Consider the following 20,516-nt stretch of genomic DNA (forward strand, 5'->3'; position numbering starts at 1 on the left):
GAGCCGGGGCGGCCTTGGTGACAGGCGACTTGAGAGCCGCAGTGCACGCCGCGATCCCGTCCGTCATGGCCTTCACCACTGCGGTAAGGCCATTGAGCGAGCCGGCAGCCGGGGCCGGAGCCGCCAGTGCAACCGGTTTCACTGGGATCGCCTCCTGGAGGCCCTTGACGACGGCCTCGATCACCGGCCGGGTGTCCCGGAACAGGAGGTTGCCGTTCGATGCCCCGCGGTTCCGCTGGGCGGTCTCCGTGGCGGCCTGGGCTTCGATGCCGCTTTTGCGCGGCCGGATCGCTGACAAGTTCATAGCTGTAGCCCCCTCGTTGACGTTCTCTGATGGTCCCCGCGGGGACCGGTGGTCGTTCGGATCGCCGCGGGCGCCGGAGGGGACGGCAAGGCGGCGGGAAGTCGTTCAGTGGTAGGTCTGGCCGCTGTCGGCCGCGGATTGCTCGGCATCCTCGGCGTCCAATACGGCGTTGTACCGGGCACAGGCTACATGTGGCACCAGGGTGTCCTTGATGAACTCGGCCAGGAACTCGTCACGTGACGGTCTGGACTGCTCCGGGTAGGATGCCCATTGCAGGTTGCGAAGTACATCGACACGCGCGAGAAGACTGGCCGGCAAGAGTGCAGGAACCGGCGACTTGTCGGAAGGCTCGCTGACCAGCCGCTCTTCCTCATCTTCAATTTCGGCGTAACGCCGATTGCTAGCCTCGCGCTCGTCCCAATTGAGTTCGACGCTGAGCAGGAGCTTCAGGCGCTCATCGAACAGGTCCCGCAGGTAGTCCGATCGGTTGGGCGCGGAGCCCTCCTCAATCCGCATGCGGGCGAGGATCTGATCCAGGCCAGCACAATCGTCGTCGGAGAGCTTGAACGTGATCGTGGTCATGGTCAGGCCGCGGCGCCGGACCGCTCACGGGTGCGAACTCGCGGCGCGGAAGATGATCCGGCTCCGGCCGAGGTCATCGCACGCTCGACAGCGTCGCGCATGAACATAGAGCGACTGCAATTGCGGTGCGGGTTCGCGCGCCGATATTGCGTGACCGCCTGATCAAGCTCTTCGACAAACTTCTCGTCGGCTGCGAAGGACAGTTTCAGTGTCATCGCCCTGTACTCCACGTTCTGAACCTACACCACGTGGTACGAGGTGGTCAGAACATCGTCAACATCAATTTTCAGAACAACTGTTGAATTTCCAGATCAATCGTGAGTGCAACCGGTTTCACTGGATCAGTGCTCGCTCTGGACTGGACATCTTGGACCGCGACCGGGTAGAACGCATGCACGTTGCGAGCCCGACAGCCTGATTGCTGAACCGCGTTCGCGACCCGGGGGGCCAGGGGCGGCAGCCGAGGGCATGCGGTGCGCCGCCCCACTCCCTCGCCGGCCGGCATCGCATCGCCGCCGCGGGCGCAACTCATCCTTCTTCAGCAGAGCCCCGCAGGAGCCCCGTCGCCTTCAGTGCGCGGACGCCGCCAGCGGCTCGCCCTGCGCATCCTGGGCCCACTTCGGCGGGACAGGTCCGCACCGCGCGGGTTGTGGCGCGGCCGGAGGCACAAGATAGCCGCCCCCGACCTTCCTCATAGACCCACGTCTACACGTGGCCTCCGGCCTAGACCGGATGGCACAAAGGCGGTTGCCCGATACTGGGACCCGCGGACAGCTCTGGCCCCTCGTCCAGGTCATCGCGCCAGACGGGGAACGCCGGCAGCGGCGGCATATCCTCGATCTCGTAGGTGACCTTGATCTTCACCGGAGGCTTGGCCAGTGCAACCGGTTTCACTGGAATGGCCTCCGGATCCTTGCCGGAACGGATGCGGGCAGCCGCCAACCGGTACTCCGGGGTCTGCTTCTCAGCCTCAAACCGGCGGACCCGGGCATTGTGCTCGCGCTCGCGGGCCTCCAGATCCTCCACGAACTTCCGCTCCGCCAGCCACTCATCTACTGCCTGCTGGGCGGCCTCCTCGGTCCAGCCTTTGCGCCGAAGCTGACGGAACAACCTAGCTCCTGGGAGCAGGTCGGTGCGGGCCATCTGGCTGTCGCGGCGGTCGTACTCATCCAGGAACGCCTTCCGATACGCGTACAGGAACCCGAAGTCTGGGTACTCGGGGAAGTCCACGTCCGTCCGCCATTGCGGCTTCCGAACCGCCGGAGCTTTCGCCCTCCAGGCAGCCTCTTTCTCCTGCGTATGTTCGACGTGCTGGAAGACCGTCAGGTAGGTCGTCCGCCAGTTCTTCACGCACCACTCGATCCAATCGCCCGGACCGATGTCGGTCCGGCGCCAGTGCGTCGCCACGTGCTCCCACTGCGCCTGGAGCTTGATCGAGGGCTCCGCGGACAGCTCCGCTTCCGGCCACGCATCGCGGCGGGCCGCATCGAACCGGTCCGACAAGGTCGAGCCCCAATGCTCGCGGGCAACACGGCCACGCTTCGCAACCTTCTTGGCAGGCGGAGCAGGCGTAGGCGAAGCAGATTGGACAGCAACAGCAGGTTCGGCAGTAACAGGGGGTTCAACAGGGGCGTGAGCCCCCTCTTCCTGCTCTGAAAAAGAACAAGATCCAGGTCCCGCGTCTGGCGCGAGTTCGCGAGCGCTGCTTTCTTCTCCCTCTATCCTGAAAGGGTAGTGCTTCTCTAGATGGGGGTCTACGCTGTGGATCTGTTGAACGTCCACGCTGTGGACCTTTTCGACCTGCTCATCAGCCTGCCACTCGACATCAACAAGGGTCAGGAGCGGAGCGAAATACTCGCGCTCATCCGTGGAGAGCAGGGCCCACACCGGCTCCAGGGCGACCGCGTACCGCTTGCAGCGGCCGACCTTCTGATCACGGATAAGCCCCCGGTCCTTGAGGGCTTTGCGGGACTTGTAGAGCTGGGCCCGCTTCATGTTCAGACCGGCGCGGTGGCCGCGCGAGTTGCCCTTGCCCGTGACCCCGTTCAGGAACCACCGATCGGGGATGTCCTTGGACAGCTTGCCGAACGGCAGGCTCCGGTCCGCGATGAACAGGTAGACATCGCAGTCATATGTGCTCGGGATCAGCGTCGCTGCCCGGCGGTCCAGCAGCTCAAAGAACCGACTGAAGAGCTTCCGCCTCTCGGTGTCAGAAATCGTAGTGGTCGCAGTCACGGCATCGGCCTTCCGCTTCTGGCGGCGATCGAGCGGCACGGCGAACTGGGTGGGGTCAACGTGCGCGTTCATGGTTAGGCCCTCCCGGTGCCGATGACGCCCGCGGCGAGCCGGGCAAGTGCGTTTTCAAGAGCCGAGCTGGGTTCGATCGGTGATGCGACCCTCCCCCTCGGGGAGCTTCTTTCTTGCTCGCCCATAGACAGAACCTTGACGGTTGGGGGGATCTCTTTGGGCGAGGTAAGCGCGGCCGTGACAGGATCATGGGACCGCCGCGAGGGCATAGCTTGGGCCTTGGCAGCCTGAAGCGGCCGACGCCCGCCACGGGCCTGCTCTGCGCACGCTAGGGCCCGTCTATTCGCGGCCTCGAACCCCCGCAGGGCGTCCGGTCCGAACTGGAACAGGATCGGCTTGCGGTGGAGCCCGTCCACCGTGGCCTGGAAGAGCCGCCGGCCTTCGGCACGATCGAGGAACCCGACCGCCTCCAGGGTCCGGATCGCACCGCGGACCTGGGCCTCTGTCAGGTCCAGCGTGGAGCGGGCTACCAGGGCGCGCCGGTCGATCGGGAACGGCAGGCCGAGCCGAGCCGGGAAGCTCTGATGGCAGCCCAGGAACACGGCGAGCGCCAAGGCCGCATCGCGGTTGCGGAACGGCTCCAGGGCGGGCGCGAGCCGTTCCAGGACGGCCGCGGGCAGCCGGTACGGGCCGACAGGCGGGGACGGGACGAACGGCCGGCGGCAGGAACGCACGCGCGGCGTGACCAGCCGCGGGAGCGGCAGGGTAGCTTGGTGGACGGCAGGCACGACTTCTCTCCGGGTTGTGACCCGTGGAGGCGGCCGACACGTCAGGCAGAGCTTCGCCGTCGAGGGAAAACCGCGGTTTTGCCCTTGCGTCGATGCGGATTTTCGGGGAAGATCATCACCGCCAAGAGATGAAGTTCCCCGGCTCCGGCCGGATGTGCGGCCCGCCCTCCCAGGCGGGTCGTTTCATTTCTGGACTACCTCATCAGTGCCGACGCATGGCACTCGTTGACCATCTTCGCCGCTTCAGGCCGTCGCTGCAAGCCCTATTGTGCGAGCGCCCACGGCCTAAGTGTCTGACGAAACATTAGTAATTGGCTACGCCTCGATCGCTCCGCAGCCGTGGCCTAGTTCCCCCACGCCCGCAGTAGCTTAGCCGGCCGCGTGCAACCGGTTTCACTGGGCCGCGATAGCTCGCCGGAGCCGCACCCCAGGGTCGCTGCCGGTTAGGAACTCCACTCCAGCCTCGCGAAACGCCTCCTCCAGCGCGTGGATGGTGGCTGCCGTCGTTGCCAGCAGCGGGCCGTCCATCTTCTCCAGCCGCTTCACGGTCTCTGACGACACCTTGGCCCGACCGGCTACAGTAGCTTGATCCCAGCGGAGCATGGCGCGTGCGGCGCGTAGCTGCTCAGACGTAAGCATGATTACACCTCTGAGGTAATAAAACACCTCCCGAGTGTTGACACAAGGGGCCTGCGGCGTTACACCCTGTGTGTAACAGATGCCCTCAGGAAGGCCAAGCCCCATGGCACACCGCACCGTCTCCTGGAACCAGATCTGCCGCGCCGGCCACGATGCCCGCGGCAAGGTCCCGGCCGGTCTCCTTGGTGCCCGGGCACAGGTTCAGATGGTGGCGAAGTCCCGCCGCCGGCCCCTCGTCACCTCCTCCGGCGCCTTCGACTGCGCCGCGATCATGACCGCCGCTGCCGTCGCCGCCACGGGTCTCCAGGAGCGGTTGGGCGTCTCCCGCCGCGAGGCCCTGTCCACCGCTCTCAAGGCCGCATGGCAGGCCGCCAAGATGGCCCGCACCGCTGCCGCTCACTAAGAGGGAACCGCGATGACCGGCACCGCCACCCCCGTTCCGCAGCACAGCGGTGCCCGCGCAAGCCGCGAATACGCCCAGCGGGCAGCTCTGGCGCACCGGCTGACGGTCCGCAGGTTGATGGAAGGCGGCACCCGCCGGCATGCCGACATCGCCCGCGCCTTGAACGAGATGGCTGCCCCTTCGCCCACCGGCCGCCCGTGGGATGCGGCCAGCGTCGGGCGGCTCTTGAACCGCCTAGGCATCAAGCGCGAAGCAGTAGCCCAGCGCGAAGCTGAAGCCCTCCGCGACCACGTCGAGGAACTGTGGGACCTGGGCGTCCGGACCCGCCCACAGCTCGCCATTGCCCTAACCCGGCGCTCGCTCCCCTGTGCCGATGGGGGCGCCTGGACAGCCGGCAAGGTCGGCACCCTCCTCCGGCGCTTGGCAGGGGACTGGATGACAGAGAGCAACCCCCGCCTTCAGCGCGGCGACGCGGTGCCGCTGGAGCTGGCCCGGGTGGATGAACCCTATGAGGTGGTGGTGACGGGCGCGGTGGCGGACCTGAGCGAGCCGATCGAGGCGCCGGCAGCCCCGCAAATGATCGAGGCGGAGGCGCCGGCCGAGCTGGAGCCGCAAGAAGCCGCTCCGCGCCGCCGGGCGATCCGGCTATGAGGTAGGGCATGAACCGCCTCGCCCTTCTCGCCCTCGCCGCGGCCGTCGCGATCGGGCAGCCCGCCGGCGCGCTCGCCTCCCCCAAGGCTGAGAAGGTCTATGCCGCCAATGGCTGGCGGGTGGCGGTCATCAAAGACACTGCCTTCGGCCGTTCCGTCTACGGGCGGCGCGTCGCCGTGATCCGTTCGCGGTGACCGTGCCCCCTGTCCCGACCCAGGTCCGCAATGAGCGAACGAAGCTCACGGCCACCTACCTCAACACCGCAGCCGGGGGTCTATTCACGGCCGGTGCGGTCGCGCCGCTGGTGGCAGCGGTGTTCGGCCTGGGCGCCGCCGGCAACCTGTCCGCGTTGACACTCGTTCTCGGGATAGCGATCTTCCTCCTTGCGAGCGGCGCTCTACACCTTGCCGCTCGCGCTGTACTCCGGGGGCTCCAGCCATGACCGATGTCCAGGTCGTCGCGTTCATCATCGCCCCGCTAATGGCCGTGGCCTTCGGGTGGGGCGTAGCGTTCTGGGCGCGCCGCGCGGCGTAGGCGGATCGTTTACGCATGAGCCTACCGACCCTCGATAGCGAAGCGCTCGACGGCTCATGCTTCGCGGTAGCGCGGGCGTTGCTGTGGCAAAGGGGGCCGGTTTCGGTCGAACCGATTAAGGAGCTGGCGTCCGCGCTTGCCCGGACAGCCCGTGAGCATGCGGAGTACCTTACGGGCCAACAGTACGATCCGAATATCGTGACGCGCGCCCTGGAGTACCTTGAGCGTCACCACGCAATGCCGACCGGCGATGCCGAAGTCTGGAGCAAGGCCACCCTGGAAATCCTCGTTGAGCTGGCGTGCTGTAATACGGGGCCTAGCGCGGCGTCGGAGCCGTTCTACCGGGACATTGAAGCCGGCTTGGCGAGGGCAAGGGCCGGATACTCATCAGCATGAGGTTCTACCCGATGTCGAAGGTGCTGCTAGTGCTTGCCATGGCAGCGGTGGCTACACCGGCTGTTGCTCAGCCTGCGAAGCGCCCGCCCGCCTGCTCCCCGCGCTTCGTCGCGCAGTGGATGAATGACCGCGACGTTGCCTTCCGCAACCTCCCAAAGGTCCCGTGCACGATGCAGGGGGAGACGGGGATCTACATCTGCGACAAGAACGGGTGCGCGCGGCCGTAGCCACTACCTTGCCCGCTCGATCTTCGGAGGCGGCACCAGCTCGCTTCTAAGTGCAACCGGTTTCACTGGGCCCCGCGGCCAGACAGTTAGGTTCGTCTTCTCGCATGGAGCGAGTGCCATCGGGGGCTAAGTACAGCATGGCTCATCAGACCCTGTATGGGATCCCCGCTTTGTGAACCGATTTAGGGATTTTGAAAACCAGATAAGTAGCTGAAACATATACGAATTCTGGATAATTCAACCTAATTCTCTCTAGAAAGATGGTAATAGATGTACAAAATCGCTTCTCACTCGAATGGAGGAGCAGATGCATTTTTTGACCGTGATTTTAGAAGCGCTGCGCGGGCTGCCGACCGAGAAGCTGGTGGTGCTGGTAGCGCTGGCCAGCTTGGCGCTAGCCGCCTACGTCGTTCATGTGATGGCGGGCTTTGGGCCTAGGCCATGAAGCCGCTGCGCCCTTGGGTGATGCTTCCCTCCGCCTGGATACAGCGGGGAGGATTGTGCAATTTCCGGTGGGAGAGAAATGGTGCCGGGTCGGGCAACACCATGGCGCTGATGCTTCTCATCGTCATCGCTCACCAGGCCGATATCGACACTGGTGTTGCGCGTATCACCTACGACCAGTTTGAAGCCATCACAGATAAAAGCCGCGCTAAGATTGCAAAAGGTATTACCACACTAAAGAGACATATGCTGATCGACGTAGAAGGCGCCAGCAGAAGCACGTTTAAAATATGCAACTACAGGCGCGATAGGGGGTGGGCCGCACTACCTGCTAAGCACCTCTATGACAAAGATGGATGCATTGCAATGTTCAAAGGCTTCACTCTCAGAAGCCCTAATGAATTGGCGGCGCTCAAAATCTATCTTCTAATCGCGGCTTACCGAGATCGTGATACCAACTCGACTAGTATTGGCTTCGACAAAATCTCTGAATTGACGGGCATTGACCGCGCGCAAATCCGACTTGCCAAAAGTCATTTGATTGCGTCGAGCCTGATGCATGTCGATCCAACCAAACCCGATGGCGCTGCCGCCTATTTCATATATCGCCTCTATGGGCTTTACCCACGCAGACATGCTGGATCGACAGGCAGGGGCGATGCCACAGCAATGCCCGGTACGGAAGGCTGAGTGGTCGGCCGCGCAAGGGCGGGACGGGATCGAGTGCAACCAATTTCGCTGAGGATCGAGGTTCGCGCTTAATTGACGGTGCGCCACTTCAAGGCTGGCAAGGCCGGTCTGGGCGCGGTCGTATCACGGGCGCGTAACCGTTTAGGCTGCCACCTCTGCACGCTGCCGATCACGCCCACCATACCATCTACCACCCTCGAAGCGGGTTCAGCGGCCGGATCCACGCCGCACCCACAAACATCATTGACGTACAACATCGGTAGAAACGAAATCTCGCCAAACGCCCGCTACGAACCACAAGAACACCGATATTTAGAATAAAAAATCAATTCGGATTTCTCGTTAATTCATATATTATAACCGAAACTGCTGATGAAGCGTGACTGCTACTATTGATGGGATACATAGCGTAGGATTTTTGAACAGGAATTGATTTTGAAGAAACAACATCAGCTCCTTGGCTAGCTAATTGCTGTGGCTGGGATTTAGAAGATGGGTCACTGATTAAAGCTGAAAAACTCAAACGGTAATCGTCACTGTTTGGTAGTTCATATATTTCTTGGACCATATTAATTCCTAATTCCAACCACTGCACACCTGCTTGGCTTGGATACCTATAGTTGGCGCCATTGACATTGATAGTTATCTGGCCGTTACTTTTTGCAGTTGTACCTGTCAAAGGGGTCATGCCCTTTATCTTCAACCAAACACGCGAATTATCTGAGGCGATTTGAACTTTGTTCGTATTATTTGAATAAATTGATATTGCAGCCAATGAGCCCGAGATTAAGCCGAAAAATATTACAGCGTTAAAAATATTCTTTACTATATCTGCTCTGTTTTTCAGTACAGTAAGAGCAAGATTATATTTCTGATCAGCACTAAGTCCGCTGGTGTCGATGTTAAGTCCGATAGACTTCGCATTGATAAAATCAGATCTTTTATCTAAAGGAAGCGCCTCTAGAGACTTGGTTTGATTATTTAAATAGGCTTGATACAGCGATAATACTACCGCTGCCAAGAAAGCTGCAAGCGCAAAACCACCGCTTACTTCACTAATAGCATTCCACATCTATTGTCGCCCAGAATTGACACGGGTTGTTTGGTTGCAGCCTCAGAAACAAATAGCTCTTCGCAGCACGATAGCTTGGCTGGGAACTTGGCGCCAGCATCGCTGTCCCTTTATTGCGACATTGCAACCAATTGCACCTGGTGGTCGGCGACTATGTAAACCCGCGCGACACTGCCCGTTTCACCTGGACCGCGGACCACTGGCCGCCACGGGCAGTCGGGATGCGGCGCTCGTTAAGGGCTGCTGCGATCTCCCGGAGCGACGTGGCACCTGCGGCCTTCACGTCGGCGAGGATTGGGGCGAGATCCGCCGCGCGCTTGTCCGCCTTAGCGACACGGACGGCCTGGCTAGCGGGTGCACCGGTCTGATGGATCGCGGCAGAGTTCTTGCGCCGGCCACCTAGCACTGTCCCGCGAGCCTTGGCGGCAGCGAGGGCTTTGCGGGTGCGCTCCCCGATCATGCCGGCCTCTAGCTCGGCCACCGAAACCATCTGGGTCAGCAAGAACCGGCCGGTGGCGCCCTCGATCTGGGGCATGTCGCAAAACCGGACCTCTACCCCGCTCTCGAGAAGCCTGGACAGGAAGGCCACGGACCGGGTCAGTCGGGACACATTCGCCACGATCAAGGTGGCGCCCATGATGCGGCAGCGAGCCAGGGCCTTGGCGAGTTCGGGGCGGGCATCGGTCCGGCCGCTCTCCACTTCCACAAACTCGGCCGCGAGGGTCCAGTCCCCGCCGTTGAGGAAGGTACGGACCGTCTCCCGCTGTGCGTCCAGGCCCAGGCCGGACACGCCCTGCCGCGAGGTGCTGACCCGGAAGTACGCCACGAAGGTGCTGGAGGCCATTTGTCCGCTGCTCCCGAAGGTGCTGCCGATATCGCTACATGAAGTGCATCGAACGTTGCATTAGACGTAACGCCTCCTGTCCTAGCCCATCTCAATGGTGTAGACAATTCCAAAAGCACCTCTGGTTTCACTGAAGGACGGATCATGTCCGAACTGTCGAGCGTCCCCGCCAAGGGGCTGAAGGCGTTGCTGAAGCTGCCCCTGACCGGGAAGCCAGTCCCGCCCGGATGGAAGCCGCCACGCCTACCGCGGGGTGCTCCCGGAGAGGCGGCTGCAAAGAGGAAGGCAGTGGCGGACGCGCGAGCGGCCGAGCTGGTGCCTGTCCTGGCGGAGCTACGGACAGACGGCATCACCTCGGTTCGGCGGGTCGCGGCAGCCCTCACGGAACGCGGGGTGCCCACGGCCAGGGGCGGCCCTTGGCATGCGAAGGAGGTCCAGCGGCTCTTGGTGCGGATCGCCGCCTTGCCGGCTTGAGGACCACCGCCACCTAGTCCCGCAGCGGCTCCGGCTTCTGACCATCCGGCAGGATTTCTTTGACGTGGTCGTGGATCATACCGGACGTGAAGGGCTTGCCAATGAAGCGTGCGCCTTCGGGCATGTCGTCTGGTCCCGGCTGTACGTGTCCAGATGCCACCACGATGGCGATGTGCGGCCAACATCGGGCGGTCTCGCGAGCGACGGCGAAACCGTTGCGGGAGCCGGGCATCTGCACGTCGGTGAACAGCAGGACGATCGAGGCGTGATGCTCTGCCAGCAACACCATGGCCGCGTCGCCGTCGCTGGCCTCGAACGTCCTGAACCCGGCATCCTCCAGGATGTCTAGCGCATCCATACGGATCAGCCCGTCGTCATCCACGATAAGGGCGTAAGGTGCTGATGCGGCATCGGGATGGGTCATTCTCTGTAAGCCTCGATCCACGCGAAAGGTCCCCGCTGCGTACCGGACGTACATGGTCCAAACGCCCCGCCGCGCGTTGTAGGGGATGACCGACCTGAAGCCGCACACACCCGAGTGGTTCAAGGCGCTGGACCGCCAGAACCCGCAGCAAGCCGCCATGACGCGTCAGGCGATAGCCTCCGCCGGCCGCGATGACGGGTGCAGTGTCTGCGGGGACGATCCGGCGACGGACTACAAGCTGGTGGACCCGCGTCCGGCCCCGGGTGTAGTGGCGACGCTCCGCCTCTGCGACGACTGCCGCGGCATCCGACAGGCGATGCAAGGCGAGACCTACGAAGCGCTCTGACAGAAGCCCCTACTCGGACCCCTTGCTACCCTGACCGCCGCCCTCGAAGACGGTGAAGCGGGCCTTGGCGCGCTCCCGCAGCTCGTCGGCCGTGGGCTTCGGGGGTGCCGCGCGTTCGTCCGGCACGAGCTTTCCGAGTATGGCGTTGACGTGGAGACCGGTCACCCCGGCCCTCTGTTCAGCGCTCAGGCCCACCATCACCCGCGCGTGTATCTGATCTACGTCGAGCGGGCCTTGCTCCCGCAGGACCGCCACCAGGGAGGTGTTCACCGCGAACAGAGCGAAAAGCTGCTCGGCTAGCGTGTTCGTGTTCGTCGCGAGTTCAAGCACGCCCGCGGACTGTTGAAGGAACGCTTCCTCCAGCTTCGACATGCGGGCGTGAAGGTCAGCTTCGTGTTCGGACATGGCGCAACTCCTGGACGTGAGCACCCCGAACCGGCTGGAGCACGATCGTCAACAGATCGACACGTTGTTGGCCAAAGCGGCCTTGGTGCTTTAACCCGCCGTTAACCCTTACACGCCCACCTGACGACGTGTGCACACGTGCACGGGGCCGCAGGTTCGCATGCGGCTATGCGGGAGAGCGGACATGCGCACGATCGCACTCATCAACCAGAAGGGCGGCGTCGGGAAGACAACGTGCGCCCTCCACCTCGCCACCGCGTTCCAGGCCCAGGGGACGGACGTGCTGGTGCTGGACCTGGACCCCCAGGCGTCCGCTGCAGAGTGGCACGACGCACGGGCGGATAAGCTGCCCCACGTGGAGAGCATCCAACCGGCCCGGCTCGCCAAGGTGGTGGAGCAGGCCGCCGACATCGGCACGGGCATCTTGATCTTGGACACTGCTCCGCACGCGGAGAGCACAGCCCTGGAGGCTGCCCGGTGCGCCGATCTGGTGCTGGTGCCGTGCCAGCCCTCGATCATGGATCTACGGGCGATGCGGAAGACGGTGGAGTTGCTGAAGCTGGTAAAGGTCCCGGCCTTCGCGATCCTGAACGGTGTCCAAGCCCACGGCACCGTGGCCGATGAAGCGGCCGAGATGATCGAGAGCGGTCTAAACCTGCCGGTCTGTCCAGTGCGCCTTGGGGACCGGGTGGCCTACAGCCGGTGCTTGATCGGCGGCCAGACGGCCCAGGAGATCGAGCCTACGGGCAAGGCTGCCGCCGAGATCACACGCCTGCACATGTGGGCATGCGAACAACTCCATTTTCCCACACCTCCACACGTGCTCGTGTCCACGACTGTGAATGCGCACACGTCCGCAGGTAGGCAATCCCGCACGTGAACAGGGCTACAGGCGAACACGCCCACATCACAGGAGCACAGGACAGCATGACGAACCGCTTCCAAGCCGGGCTCGCCAGCATCAAGGGTAACAGCGGCAAGGCCCCCGCAGCGGCCCCGGCTGAAACCGAGCTTCCCGCCGTCATCCCGATGGCAGGGACTGCTCCTAGCCGGAAAGGGAAGGTTGTGATCAGCGCCTATTTTGATCCGGCCGTGCGTCAGCAGCTCGCCATCATGGCGATCAAACAGGACCGGTCCCAGGCTGCGCTCATGGCGGACGCACTCAACCTGCTGTTCGAGCGGCACGGGGAAGCGCCGATTGCAAAGGCGTAGCCGGACCGGTCGGCCGCGTGCGCAAGCTCTACAGCCCCTTGCTGGCTATCACCGGGACCGTCGCGACAGGTGCCGTGTGGACCGTTGGGCAGACAGGTCCGAAAGAGACGAACGCCCACCTGTGCGAGTTCGTGGGCCGCTATGTCCCCGGCACGCCATCGGACTGCGGTGCGCTCGACCTGGCGGTTTCGATCGTTGGATGGCTGTTCATTGCCTCGCTGTTGATCGCCCTCGCTGAAGCCGCTTGGATCGTGGCAGGCTGGCAAGGATGGCGACGGGCCAAGGACGTGGGGGCATCGCCAGTCCTGGAAATTCGCTTCGATCCTACGAACCCGGCGCGTCGCTTCTGGTCGCTGGAGGCTCCGCGTGATCGGGAGGGCACCCGGCACCCGGGCGTAGTCCATGAGTACCGGGTGGACATCCACAACCCGACGATGCGGACAATCCGCAACGTGTCCGTCACCTTGGAGCACGCCGGGGATATGGGCTCCAGGCCGGCGGATGCTTTCCTAGACAAGACATGGACCCAGGTATGCGATCTGAAGCCCGGATGCTTCGAGCTGGTGACCATCCTGCGATGGCCGTATCCGAAGATACAGCCGGGCATGCTCGCTGGCCGGTCTGCGCTCTGCTACGGGCCGCTCATGGTCACCGCGAGTGGGGATGACATCCCTCCGACGCGTCGCATCTTCTGGTTCGACTACCAGCGCGAGCCGATGATCTTCGACAAGTTGGAGCCCGGGGAGGAACTGCGGGCAATTGATCGGCCGACCCCGGTGTAAGGACCTGATTAGCCGTGTGCGAGGTGAAACGGGGCGGCGTAAGCCGCCCCGTCCGTTCACCGCAGCAAGTATATCGCCCAGGCGACCGCCGAAACGATCACAGCAACGTCTACCTTCAGGGTTACAACGACACGAACGGTGGCCTTCATGGGCCTACCCTCCGGGCCGGGCGCGCCTCGACCCTAAGGGGTTGAGGGGTTGGCCCCTGTCGAGCGGATTAGGCGCCAGCTCCCAGGTATCACCGCCCCACCGTCAGCGGTCGCGTTCCGCCTTCGGCAGCTCTGCGTCATCTCCGGTTGAGGGCTTTGGGTGGTGCTACTTCTAGCACTCCTCCGCTCTGCCGGCCGCAGTCACCTTTCGGACGCGAGGTCCCCCCTAGGTGATGAGCCTAGGTCCACCGGCCGATCGATGATTGTCCATCCGCACAGTCGTCCGGGCATCCACCCGATCGGGTTAGCAGATCGACGTTCTGAAGATGGTAGTCTCAAGCGTAGGCGTCTAGTCGCTGAAGCTGCTCTGCTCTCGCGCGGCCCCAACCGCTCCCCTTCCACCCTGGATGGCGATCCGGGGGTTGAAATTCTTAGACCCAGTGGACAGCGGTCTTTGCCTGGATGCCGCCAGTGAAACCGGTTGCACTGAGAGGTTCATCCGCGGTGCCCCGGCCGCAAATTTTCTAGTCAGCTCGACGGTATTCCTGGATCAGTTCGATGATCTGATCATCGAGTTCACGCAAAGGCGCCATCTGGCGGATGCCCGCACGGTTGTACCCATCTCTATCAACGTGCCGCAGGAACCCGTCTTCGAAGGTGTATCGATAGTCCTTCTGATCACGAATGAAGCTCCACTCCGATAAGAGTTTGAAGCTAGCATCCGTAAAGAACTCCTGACCCGCCTCGTAGATCGCCACCACTTCTTCGAGCTGGCGGAACGATGCCTCCATTCTGAGGCGCCTACGCTTCATTAGCTGGAGGCTCAGCCGATCGGTATCCGGGATCATCTGCGCCACATCAGTTAAGCAGTTCATGGCCCCCTCGATTGCAAGGACCACGTTCAGACGATCGAACCCGGAGAACAACGCCGCGCCATGCAGCTTGGCATACGGCACCTCCACCCATTCAGGATCATCAGACCGGCGCTTCCGCACTCGCTTATTGATCACGAGGTTTCCGCTGTGCCGGATTGCAGCCTCTTGGGCACGTGAAGCGAGTTCCCCGAGATTGGTACGGAAGCCGATAAGGCGGTAGGTTAGATGCTCGACGGGCCTGACCCACGCATTCAACGCCCGCTGCATCGGCTTGTAGATGGGTGCGAAGCGATCGAGGCGGTGAAGCTCGTACTGGCGATCAACGCGCTCCTTCATCCGCTTCTCGGCGGACGCCCAGCTCTCGCCGAAGGCATCACCGCCGCACTTACTCCCTAACAAGATCCGGTCGCCCTTTGTGGTCAGGGCGGTGAAGCCGCGTGCGTGATGATGCCCTTGGCAAGCGGCGCAGTAAATCTTCTCGGCGGGGAAGCCAGGGAAGCGGTAGATGTTGAGGACATCGAGCAAACCCACCCCTGGCTCGATGCGGTAGGCTAGTCCCATCTGCTCTCGCGGGTCATCTAGGACAAGCGCCTGACGGCGAAGATCGTGATCATTGAGTTTGGCTGACAACCAGAACCCCTAGCTATGCGGCACGTCAACGTGCACAACGCATTACGGTTCGGCTGATCTGACGTGATGTCAAGTTCGAGAGCCCTCAATCCCCGAGATATGCAGTGGGCAACCGCTGATTTGGACTTCGATTGCCCACTGCCATCTGTTCCTTACCTGGAGGCTGAAAGCGTCTCCCGTTCTGGTACAGTCTTCAACAGACCCTTAGTCGCTGAAGCTGGACCGCTCCCGCGATGCCTCGGCCGTGCCTCCACCACCCGCATTGACGGTGATCTTCGGCGCGAAGTCCTTGGCGAGAAGGGCTTGGATACCCGCGGCGATGCCCGGCAAACTCGCGGTGTCGCCCTTGATGCCGCTGAGCACCCCCATCAGCCCCGCCATCGTCCCCTGAAGCTCGGCATCGTGGACGTTGAGTACGCCCTGGGCGGTGACCAGCACGGGGGTGACCAGCTTTACGGGAGCCGTCACCTCCACCTTCGACGGACCGTTGCCGGCCTGGGCGAGGGCGGCACCGGGCACAACTGGAGCCCCCTGCGAACCGGGCCGCGGTCCCGAGATGGTAGAGCCCGGGATCGGGGCCACGTTCTCGGCGGAGACCGGCTTGCGGCCCTCGCCGAAGCTGTCCGACTTCCCGGGCCGCGGGTGCCGCTTCATGGCGTCGGGGGCCTTGGGCTTGAACGCCTCGATCGCCTTGGTAGCCGCTTCGTCCGCGTGGAGGGCATGGGCCGCCGCGGCGTCCTGAGTGGCCTTGATCGCGGCAGCCTCCGCCGCTTTGGTGGCCGCATCCTTCCCCGACATCTGCTCCGCGGTCCCGATGACGGTTTGCGGGTCGCCCTTCGTGGCGACGGTGGCCGCTCCAGGGGTCGCGTTCCGGCGGGCGTACCGCTCCCGGCGCGCGTCCAGATCATCAACGGCGGCCTGGGCAGCGTCCAGAGCGGCCTTGGCGGATGCCCGCTTGGACCCACGGAAGCCCGCGTTGGCGCCTTCGGTGGCATCGTACGCCGCCTGGGCCTTGTCGCGCTCTGTGCCGAGCCGGTTGCGCTCCTCTTGCGACAGGCTCTCCCGATTGTTGCCCAGGTAGCGGGAGACCATGCGGCCCACCGCATTGGTGCCGTTGCCGTCCTCATCGAGCCCAAGGGCGGAGTTGATCGCGGACAGGGCGGAGCCCACGGCCTTGATCGCCGACAGGGCGGTATTGCCCGCCTCCGCGAAGCTATCCCAGTCCAAGGCGGCCCAGGCGGCAAGGCCGGCGGCCACGGCACCGATCGCGAGGCCGACCGGACCAGCCGACAGCGCAACGGTGCCGACAAGGCCAGCGACGCCCGATGCAGCGAGGCCGGCCGTGATCGCGCCGAACGCGGCCATGACCTTCTGTGTCGCTCCGGGATCGGCGGTGGCCGCACTGGCAAGCGAGCCCAGGCCCCGGGCGATGGTGTCCATAGCGGTGATGGCAACGCCAACCTCCGGCCCGCCCATGGCCGTCATCAGGCTGTGGAAGCTCTCCTTGACCTTGTCCACCTGCGCGGTGAAGTTCTCGCCGAACATGATGTCCAGCGCGTTCTTCGGTTGCTTCTTCTGTTGGGCAATCGCCGCGTCGATCTGCTCCTGCTGGGCAATGAAGTCGGCCAGCATCTTGGCTTGGTTCTTGGCCTTGGCGAAGTAGTCGATTTGCGACTGGATCACATCGTCCAGGTAAGTCTTGAACTTGTCCATCATCCGGGCCTTACGATCCGTGTCGCCCAGGCCGGCAAGGTCGGTGTCGTTGGCGTGCTGCGCCTCGAACTTCTGACGGGCCGCGCCGATATCGTTGATGCCGGCCTTCCGCAGGACTGCCGGCACGACGTTCTTTTTGAAGTGCTCGTAGGGGTTCTGCCGCAGCAGCTCGGGATCGGGCAGGCTATCCGGGCGGATGCCCAAGAACTTCTTGCCGTCGAACTGCATATCCTTCCGGCTGATCAGTCCCAGGCCCTCCAGAGCCTTGGCGGAGCCGAGCCCGGTCTGCCCCTTGGTGAGAGCGCGCTGATACATATACATCGCGTCGCCCGACCCGGAGCCGCCGAGAGCCATGGTCACGGACGGCAGGACTTGGCTGATGAAGTCCTTGCTCCAGCCGCGCGCCATACCGCCCGACTTCTGGACGGTCTGAAGCAGCTCCTTCGGGTTATAGATGCCGCGGGTGCTGATCACGCCTTGCGTGATGCCGTCCACCAGCTCCTTGATCTCGCCCTCAGACCGCGTGCCATAGCCCAGATCCTCGATCACGCGGCCCAGAGCACGGGACTGCCCGTCGCCGAGCTTCCCCTTGGTCTCGTCATCGCTGATCAGCGCGACCGCCTTGGCAGAGCGGACGATGAACGGGGCGAGCCGGGCAGCCTTGCTCAGATCACGGTCGCCGACATCGGCCACGTCGATCACCGATTTCAGGGCCTCGACAGTCGAGATGTTCGGGTTGTCCTTGGCGATCCGGTAGGCCGCCTGTGTCGCTTTCGCGATCTCCGTGGAGTTGCGGCCTTGCAGCTTCATGAGGACTTGAAGGTCGTTCAGCTCGCCCGCGCTCTTGAGCATGTCCCATACGGTGTGAGCGGACACGGCCGCGCCGATCCCGCCGACGATCCCCTGGGCGTCATGATTGCCGTGGCTCCCGCCATGGCCGCCACTGCGACGGCCGCCGCCATGTCCACCGCCGGCAGCACGGCTGGCAGCGCCGCTACCACCACGGCCGCCACGGGCCGGGCGCGGGGCAAGCGGCTGGCCTCCACGGGCTACAGCAGGCACGCCAGAGCGCGTCCGACGCGAGCCGACAGGGGGGGAGGCCGGCGGTAGATCCCGGCCGCGCCAGTGAAACCGGTTGCAATGAACGCGCGGCCTTGGCCTGGGCGCGGGCCTGGACACGGGCACCGCGGACCGTTTCGCGCGTGTAGCCCCTGGCCGCTTTCGTGGCGTCGCGGTGCCACCGGGCGACGGATTGGGTGTCGCGGGCAAGAGCACGGGTGTGGGTGGCCGCGGCCTTCATGCCCTCCAACTCCTTCACGGTGCTGCCGATGGCACGATGGGCACCCACCGCGGCCCGCTCGATGCCGGCGATACTCTTGCCCAGGCGCCCGGCATCCCGATCGGCGCTCCGCATGCTCTTGCTGGCCCGCTTGCCGAACTGCTTCAGCTCCCGGTCCGCCTCCCGCAGGACGGATTTGAACGAACCCGCGAAGGCGGCCCCGATCGTGACAGTAACGTTCGCGCCCCTAGACATGGTGGGCCCCCTTCTCGGATGTTGGATGATGTGCGCGAGGGGCTTTCGCTCTTTCGCGATGAAAAATTCGGGACGTGCGAGCGTGCCGGGCAGTTCAGGCGGGGCTGACGACGGGCCTTCTCGGGCTCCTTCGCGTCTATTAAGTGCGCGAAAGCTCCGGAAAGGCGCTACGCGCCAAAGCGCAGATACGCCTATGACTGGCCGCGGCCCTAAGCGGCTTCGGCCATGACTGGATGGTGGACCGTTACGGCCAGTTCTGCCCGGATCTCTTCGCAAAAGAACCGCTGGCAACGGATCTCCCGCCCGCGCCGAGTGGCGCGCTCACGTCGGTGACGCTCATAGTCGCCCGCTCGCATTTGCAGGTTAGGAGGCCGCGGGTGGGACCCATCGAGATAGGCATCGAGTTGGTTCTGAGATTGGGTTCCGCAGTAGAGATGCCGGGGATTGATGCACCAGGAGTTCGGGCACGAATGGTTTGCTGTTCTACCGGGTGGGATTGGCTTATCGTCCCGCAGTAGAAGCGCGAACCTGGAACCCTTAACACGCTGCAAATCACCCGCCGCGTCTGTGAACCAGATCTTCGCGGGCTCGGATAGCTGATCCCGGTAGCTCCAGCACCCGTGTTCGCCGATACCCCGGACAATCTTGCCGACGATGCGGAAGGCCGCCCGGTCGGGGATGACGATGGTGGGCAGGCCCCAAGCTGGCCTTTGGTGCTCAAAAGCGAACTGCCGGGTCTTGTAGGGGGATTGATCCCGCCAAACGCCATACAACCAGGGCATAGGACAGCTCCCTCACCGGCCCTATTGAGGTCGCGGCGGTGTGGTGGTCGGGAGGCTGCCGGGCACTATCGCCAGAATGCCAAGGTCAGATCGGGGGTGGTGGGCCCTACGCGGAGCGTGGGACCCGTTCGCGAACGCGAATGGTGGAGGCCGAAGGCGGATCAGCGGGGACCGGGGGCACCACGGGAGCGGCCTCCGGTTCTACGGGTAACAACTCGATCGCCAGGGCGAGAAGGCACGCCTCCAGGTGGTTCAGGAGCCTCGTGCGGAGCCGTGCGGCCGTGAACCCATAGTCCCGGGCCAGCCGCTCGATCGGCACGCGGTCCAAGACGTGGGCCCGCAGAAGGCCAGCGGACAAGTGGAAGTCGTTGGCCGCAGCCTCCCCGCTATGGGGTGCCCGGATCACAGGGGGTGTCCCCGCGGCACCAGCCGGCAGCCTGGGGGCAGTTCGTAGACCGCCTCCACGCCTTCGCGGGCGCCCAGGTGAATGACCCGCCCGCCTTCGGTACGGGCCGCGACCGTCACCGTCTGCTCAACCTCCCGAAGGAAGGCCAGCAGCTCAGCCGCGAGGCGGGCGGTAGGCCGCCCCGACGCATGCGCGATGGGAGGCAAGGGTTCCCCGTCCAGGCAGACCCGGCGAACCATCTGGATGGCGGTATCGAAAGCGTGGGCGTCCATTGCGGCAGCCTCCCTTACGCGCCGGCCACGCCAAGGCCCGGCTGGATCAGCCGCGTCCCGACGCTATTGATGGCTGCGATGGTCGCCTTTTTGGTCTCCAGCTCATCAAGGGCGGCCTGGGCTTGCGCGGTGGTCAGGCCGGTGGCGTCGCTCGCGTCGGACGCCCGCACCCGCACGGGCCGCCTGTCCGCTTCCTGCCACCGACCGATGATGTGGGTCAGCACCACCAGGGCGTTGTTGGACAGGCTCGGATCGAGGGCCCGCAGCGTCAGCACGGCGGCTCCCGACTTCGCGACCATGACGCGATCGGTGGCCGCTTTCTCGGCCGCGCGCTGGGCAGCAACGCTGTCGTCCCGCGAGCGGCGGCGCATCGCTTCGGTCTCGATCGGGACGTGGGGCTCGTTCCCGGAGACGGTCCGGACCTGAGTAGCGCGCTGCGGGGCCTTCTGGACCTGTCCAGCGATCTCGGCCACCCGTGCGCGCTTCTCGACAGTCGCGAGCGCGGTGTTGCGCGTCACAGGAGCGGGAGCGGGGATCGCCGCGGCCTTCGGAGCCGGGGCGGCCTTGGTGACAGGCGACTTGAGAGCCGCAGTGCACGCCGCGATCCCGTCCGTCATGGCCTTCACCACTGCGGTAAGGCCATTGAGCGAGCCGGCAGCCGGGGCCGGAGCCGCCAGTGCAACCGGTTTCA

23 protein-coding genes and 1 pseudogene are annotated in these 20,516 nt (G+C 64.0%); 10 read left to right on the plus strand and 14 right to left on the minus strand.

Annotated elements, in window-relative coordinates:
* The 6 genes from MKK88_RS03310 to MKK88_RS03335 form a co-directional block, all read right to left on the minus strand.
* Positions 1-304: hypothetical protein (locus MKK88_RS03310; protein ID WP_243997172.1), on the minus strand; the 304-nt coding region annotated here is incomplete at its 3' end.
* 105 nt (positions 305-409) lie between these two features.
* Positions 410-886 carry a hypothetical protein gene (locus tag MKK88_RS03315; protein WP_243997173.1) on the minus strand — a complete coding sequence of 159 codons (477 nt, stop codon included), beginning with the start codon at positions 884-886 and terminating at the stop codon, positions 410-412.
* A 2-nt stretch (positions 887-888) separates the two neighbouring features.
* Positions 889-1,101, minus strand: coding sequence for a hypothetical protein (locus MKK88_RS03320; protein WP_243997174.1), 213 nt, complete (start codon positions 1,099-1,101; stop codon positions 889-891).
* Between the two features lie 508 nt (positions 1,102-1,609).
* Positions 1,610-3,193, minus strand: a complete 1,584-nt coding sequence (locus MKK88_RS03325) for a hypothetical protein (RefSeq protein ID WP_243997175.1) — start codon at positions 3,191-3,193, stop codon at positions 1,610-1,612.
* A 2-nt stretch (positions 3,194-3,195) separates the two neighbouring features.
* Complete coding sequence (locus MKK88_RS03330; RefSeq protein WP_243997176.1) at positions 3,196-3,921, minus strand: hypothetical protein; 726 nt, start codon at positions 3,919-3,921, stop codon at positions 3,196-3,198.
* A gap of 393 nt (positions 3,922-4,314) precedes the next feature.
* Positions 4,315-4,482, minus strand: a complete 168-nt coding sequence (locus MKK88_RS03335; protein ID WP_313902292.1) for a transcriptional regulator — start codon at positions 4,480-4,482, stop codon at positions 4,315-4,317.
* 181 nt (positions 4,483-4,663) lie between these two features.
* On the opposite strand from MKK88_RS03335, the gene MKK88_RS03340 reads away from it, so the two are divergent.
* From MKK88_RS03340 to MKK88_RS03365, 6 genes are all read left to right on the plus strand, one after another.
* Positions 4,664-4,963: a hypothetical protein gene (locus MKK88_RS03340; protein ID WP_243997179.1), complete on the plus strand. Its 300-nt coding sequence runs from the start codon at positions 4,664-4,666 to the stop codon at positions 4,961-4,963.
* Between the two features lie 12 nt (positions 4,964-4,975).
* Positions 4,976-5,614, plus strand: a complete 639-nt coding sequence (locus MKK88_RS03345; protein ID WP_243997180.1) for a recombinase family protein — start codon at positions 4,976-4,978, stop codon at positions 5,612-5,614.
* An 8-nt stretch (positions 5,615-5,622) separates the two neighbouring features.
* Complete coding sequence (locus tag MKK88_RS03350) at positions 5,623-5,808, plus strand: hypothetical protein (protein WP_243997181.1); 186 nt, start codon at positions 5,623-5,625, stop codon at positions 5,806-5,808.
* Positions 5,809-6,163: 355 nt separating this feature from the next.
* Complete coding sequence (locus tag MKK88_RS03355) at positions 6,164-6,544, plus strand: hypothetical protein (RefSeq protein WP_243997182.1); 381 nt, start codon at positions 6,164-6,166, stop codon at positions 6,542-6,544.
* A gap of 534 nt (positions 6,545-7,078) precedes the next feature.
* Positions 7,079-7,216 carry a hypothetical protein gene (locus MKK88_RS03360; RefSeq protein WP_243997183.1) on the plus strand — a complete coding sequence of 46 codons (138 nt, stop codon included), beginning with the start codon at positions 7,079-7,081 and terminating at the stop codon, positions 7,214-7,216.
* A complete protein-coding gene (locus MKK88_RS03365) occupies positions 7,213-7,905 on the plus strand; it encodes a hypothetical protein (protein ID WP_243997184.1) in 693 nt (230 codons plus the stop codon). The genes MKK88_RS03360 and MKK88_RS03365 overlap by 4 nt, the downstream gene beginning before the upstream one ends.
* A 325-nt stretch (positions 7,906-8,230) precedes the next feature.
* Here MKK88_RS03365 and MKK88_RS03370 read toward each other — a convergent pair whose 3' ends face one another.
* The 3 genes from MKK88_RS03370 to MKK88_RS03380 all read right to left on the minus strand — a co-directional run bounded on the left by MKK88_RS03370 (position 8,231) and on the right by MKK88_RS03380 (position 10,719).
* On the minus strand, positions 8,231-8,977 hold the full coding sequence (locus MKK88_RS03370; RefSeq protein WP_243997186.1) for a hypothetical protein: 747 nt from the start codon (positions 8,975-8,977) through the stop codon (positions 8,231-8,233).
* A 151-nt stretch (positions 8,978-9,128) separates the two neighbouring features.
* Positions 9,129-9,821, minus strand: a complete 693-nt coding sequence (locus MKK88_RS03375) for a recombinase family protein (RefSeq protein ID WP_243997188.1) — start codon at positions 9,819-9,821, stop codon at positions 9,129-9,131.
* Positions 9,822-10,308: 487 nt separating this feature from the next.
* Complete coding sequence (locus MKK88_RS03380; RefSeq protein ID WP_243997189.1) at positions 10,309-10,719, minus strand: response regulator; 411 nt, start codon at positions 10,717-10,719, stop codon at positions 10,309-10,311.
* An 85-nt stretch (positions 10,720-10,804) separates the two neighbouring features.
* Here MKK88_RS03380 and MKK88_RS03385 point away from each other — a divergent pair, with 85 nt between their 5' ends.
* Positions 10,805-11,065 carry a hypothetical protein gene (locus MKK88_RS03385; protein WP_243997190.1) on the plus strand — a complete coding sequence of 87 codons (261 nt, stop codon included), beginning with the start codon at positions 10,805-10,807 and terminating at the stop codon, positions 11,063-11,065.
* 9 nt (positions 11,066-11,074) lie between these two features.
* Here MKK88_RS03385 and MKK88_RS03390 read toward each other — a convergent pair whose 3' ends face one another.
* Positions 11,075-11,470 (minus strand): hypothetical protein, encoded by a 396-nt coding sequence (locus tag MKK88_RS03390; RefSeq protein WP_243997191.1) that lies wholly within the window; start codon positions 11,468-11,470, stop codon positions 11,075-11,077.
* A gap of 184 nt (positions 11,471-11,654) precedes the next feature.
* Here MKK88_RS03390 and parA point away from each other — a divergent pair, with 184 nt between their 5' ends.
* The 3 genes from parA to MKK88_RS03405 are packed head-to-tail and all read left to right on the plus strand — an operon-like array spanning position 11,655 to position 13,464.
* Positions 11,655-12,350 (plus strand): ParA family partition ATPase, encoded by a 696-nt coding sequence (gene parA / locus MKK88_RS03395; RefSeq protein ID WP_279602057.1) that lies wholly within the window; start codon positions 11,655-11,657, stop codon positions 12,348-12,350.
* A gap of 47 nt (positions 12,351-12,397) precedes the next feature.
* Positions 12,398-12,682, plus strand: a complete 285-nt coding sequence (locus MKK88_RS03400) for a ribbon-helix-helix domain-containing protein (RefSeq protein ID WP_243997192.1) — start codon at positions 12,398-12,400, stop codon at positions 12,680-12,682.
* A 17-nt stretch (positions 12,683-12,699) separates the two neighbouring features.
* Positions 12,700-13,464: a hypothetical protein gene (locus MKK88_RS03405; protein WP_243997193.1), complete on the plus strand. Its 765-nt coding sequence runs from the start codon at positions 12,700-12,702 to the stop codon at positions 13,462-13,464.
* A 673-nt stretch (positions 13,465-14,137) separates the two neighbouring features.
* On the opposite strand, the gene MKK88_RS03410 is transcribed toward MKK88_RS03405, so the two are convergent.
* From MKK88_RS03410 to MKK88_RS03425, 4 genes and pseudogenes are all read right to left on the minus strand, one after another.
* Positions 14,138-15,049, minus strand: coding sequence for a hypothetical protein (locus tag MKK88_RS03410; RefSeq protein WP_243997195.1), 912 nt, complete (start codon positions 15,047-15,049; stop codon positions 14,138-14,140).
* Positions 15,050-15,322: 273 nt separating this feature from the next.
* Positions 15,323-18,106, minus strand: a complete 2,784-nt coding sequence (locus MKK88_RS03415) for a hypothetical protein (RefSeq protein WP_243997196.1) — start codon at positions 18,104-18,106, stop codon at positions 15,323-15,325.
* Between the two features lie 1,443 nt (positions 18,107-19,549).
* A complete protein-coding gene (locus MKK88_RS03420) occupies positions 19,550-19,825 on the minus strand; it encodes a hypothetical protein (RefSeq protein WP_243997197.1) in 276 nt (91 codons plus the stop codon).
* Between the two features lie 14 nt (positions 19,826-19,839).
* Positions 19,840-20,516 (minus strand): annotated as a pseudogene (locus MKK88_RS03425) (hypothetical protein); the annotation flags it as partial.

Source organism: Methylobacterium sp. E-005 (assembly GCF_022829725.1).
Lineage (GTDB): Bacteria > Pseudomonadota > Alphaproteobacteria > Rhizobiales > Beijerinckiaceae > Methylobacterium.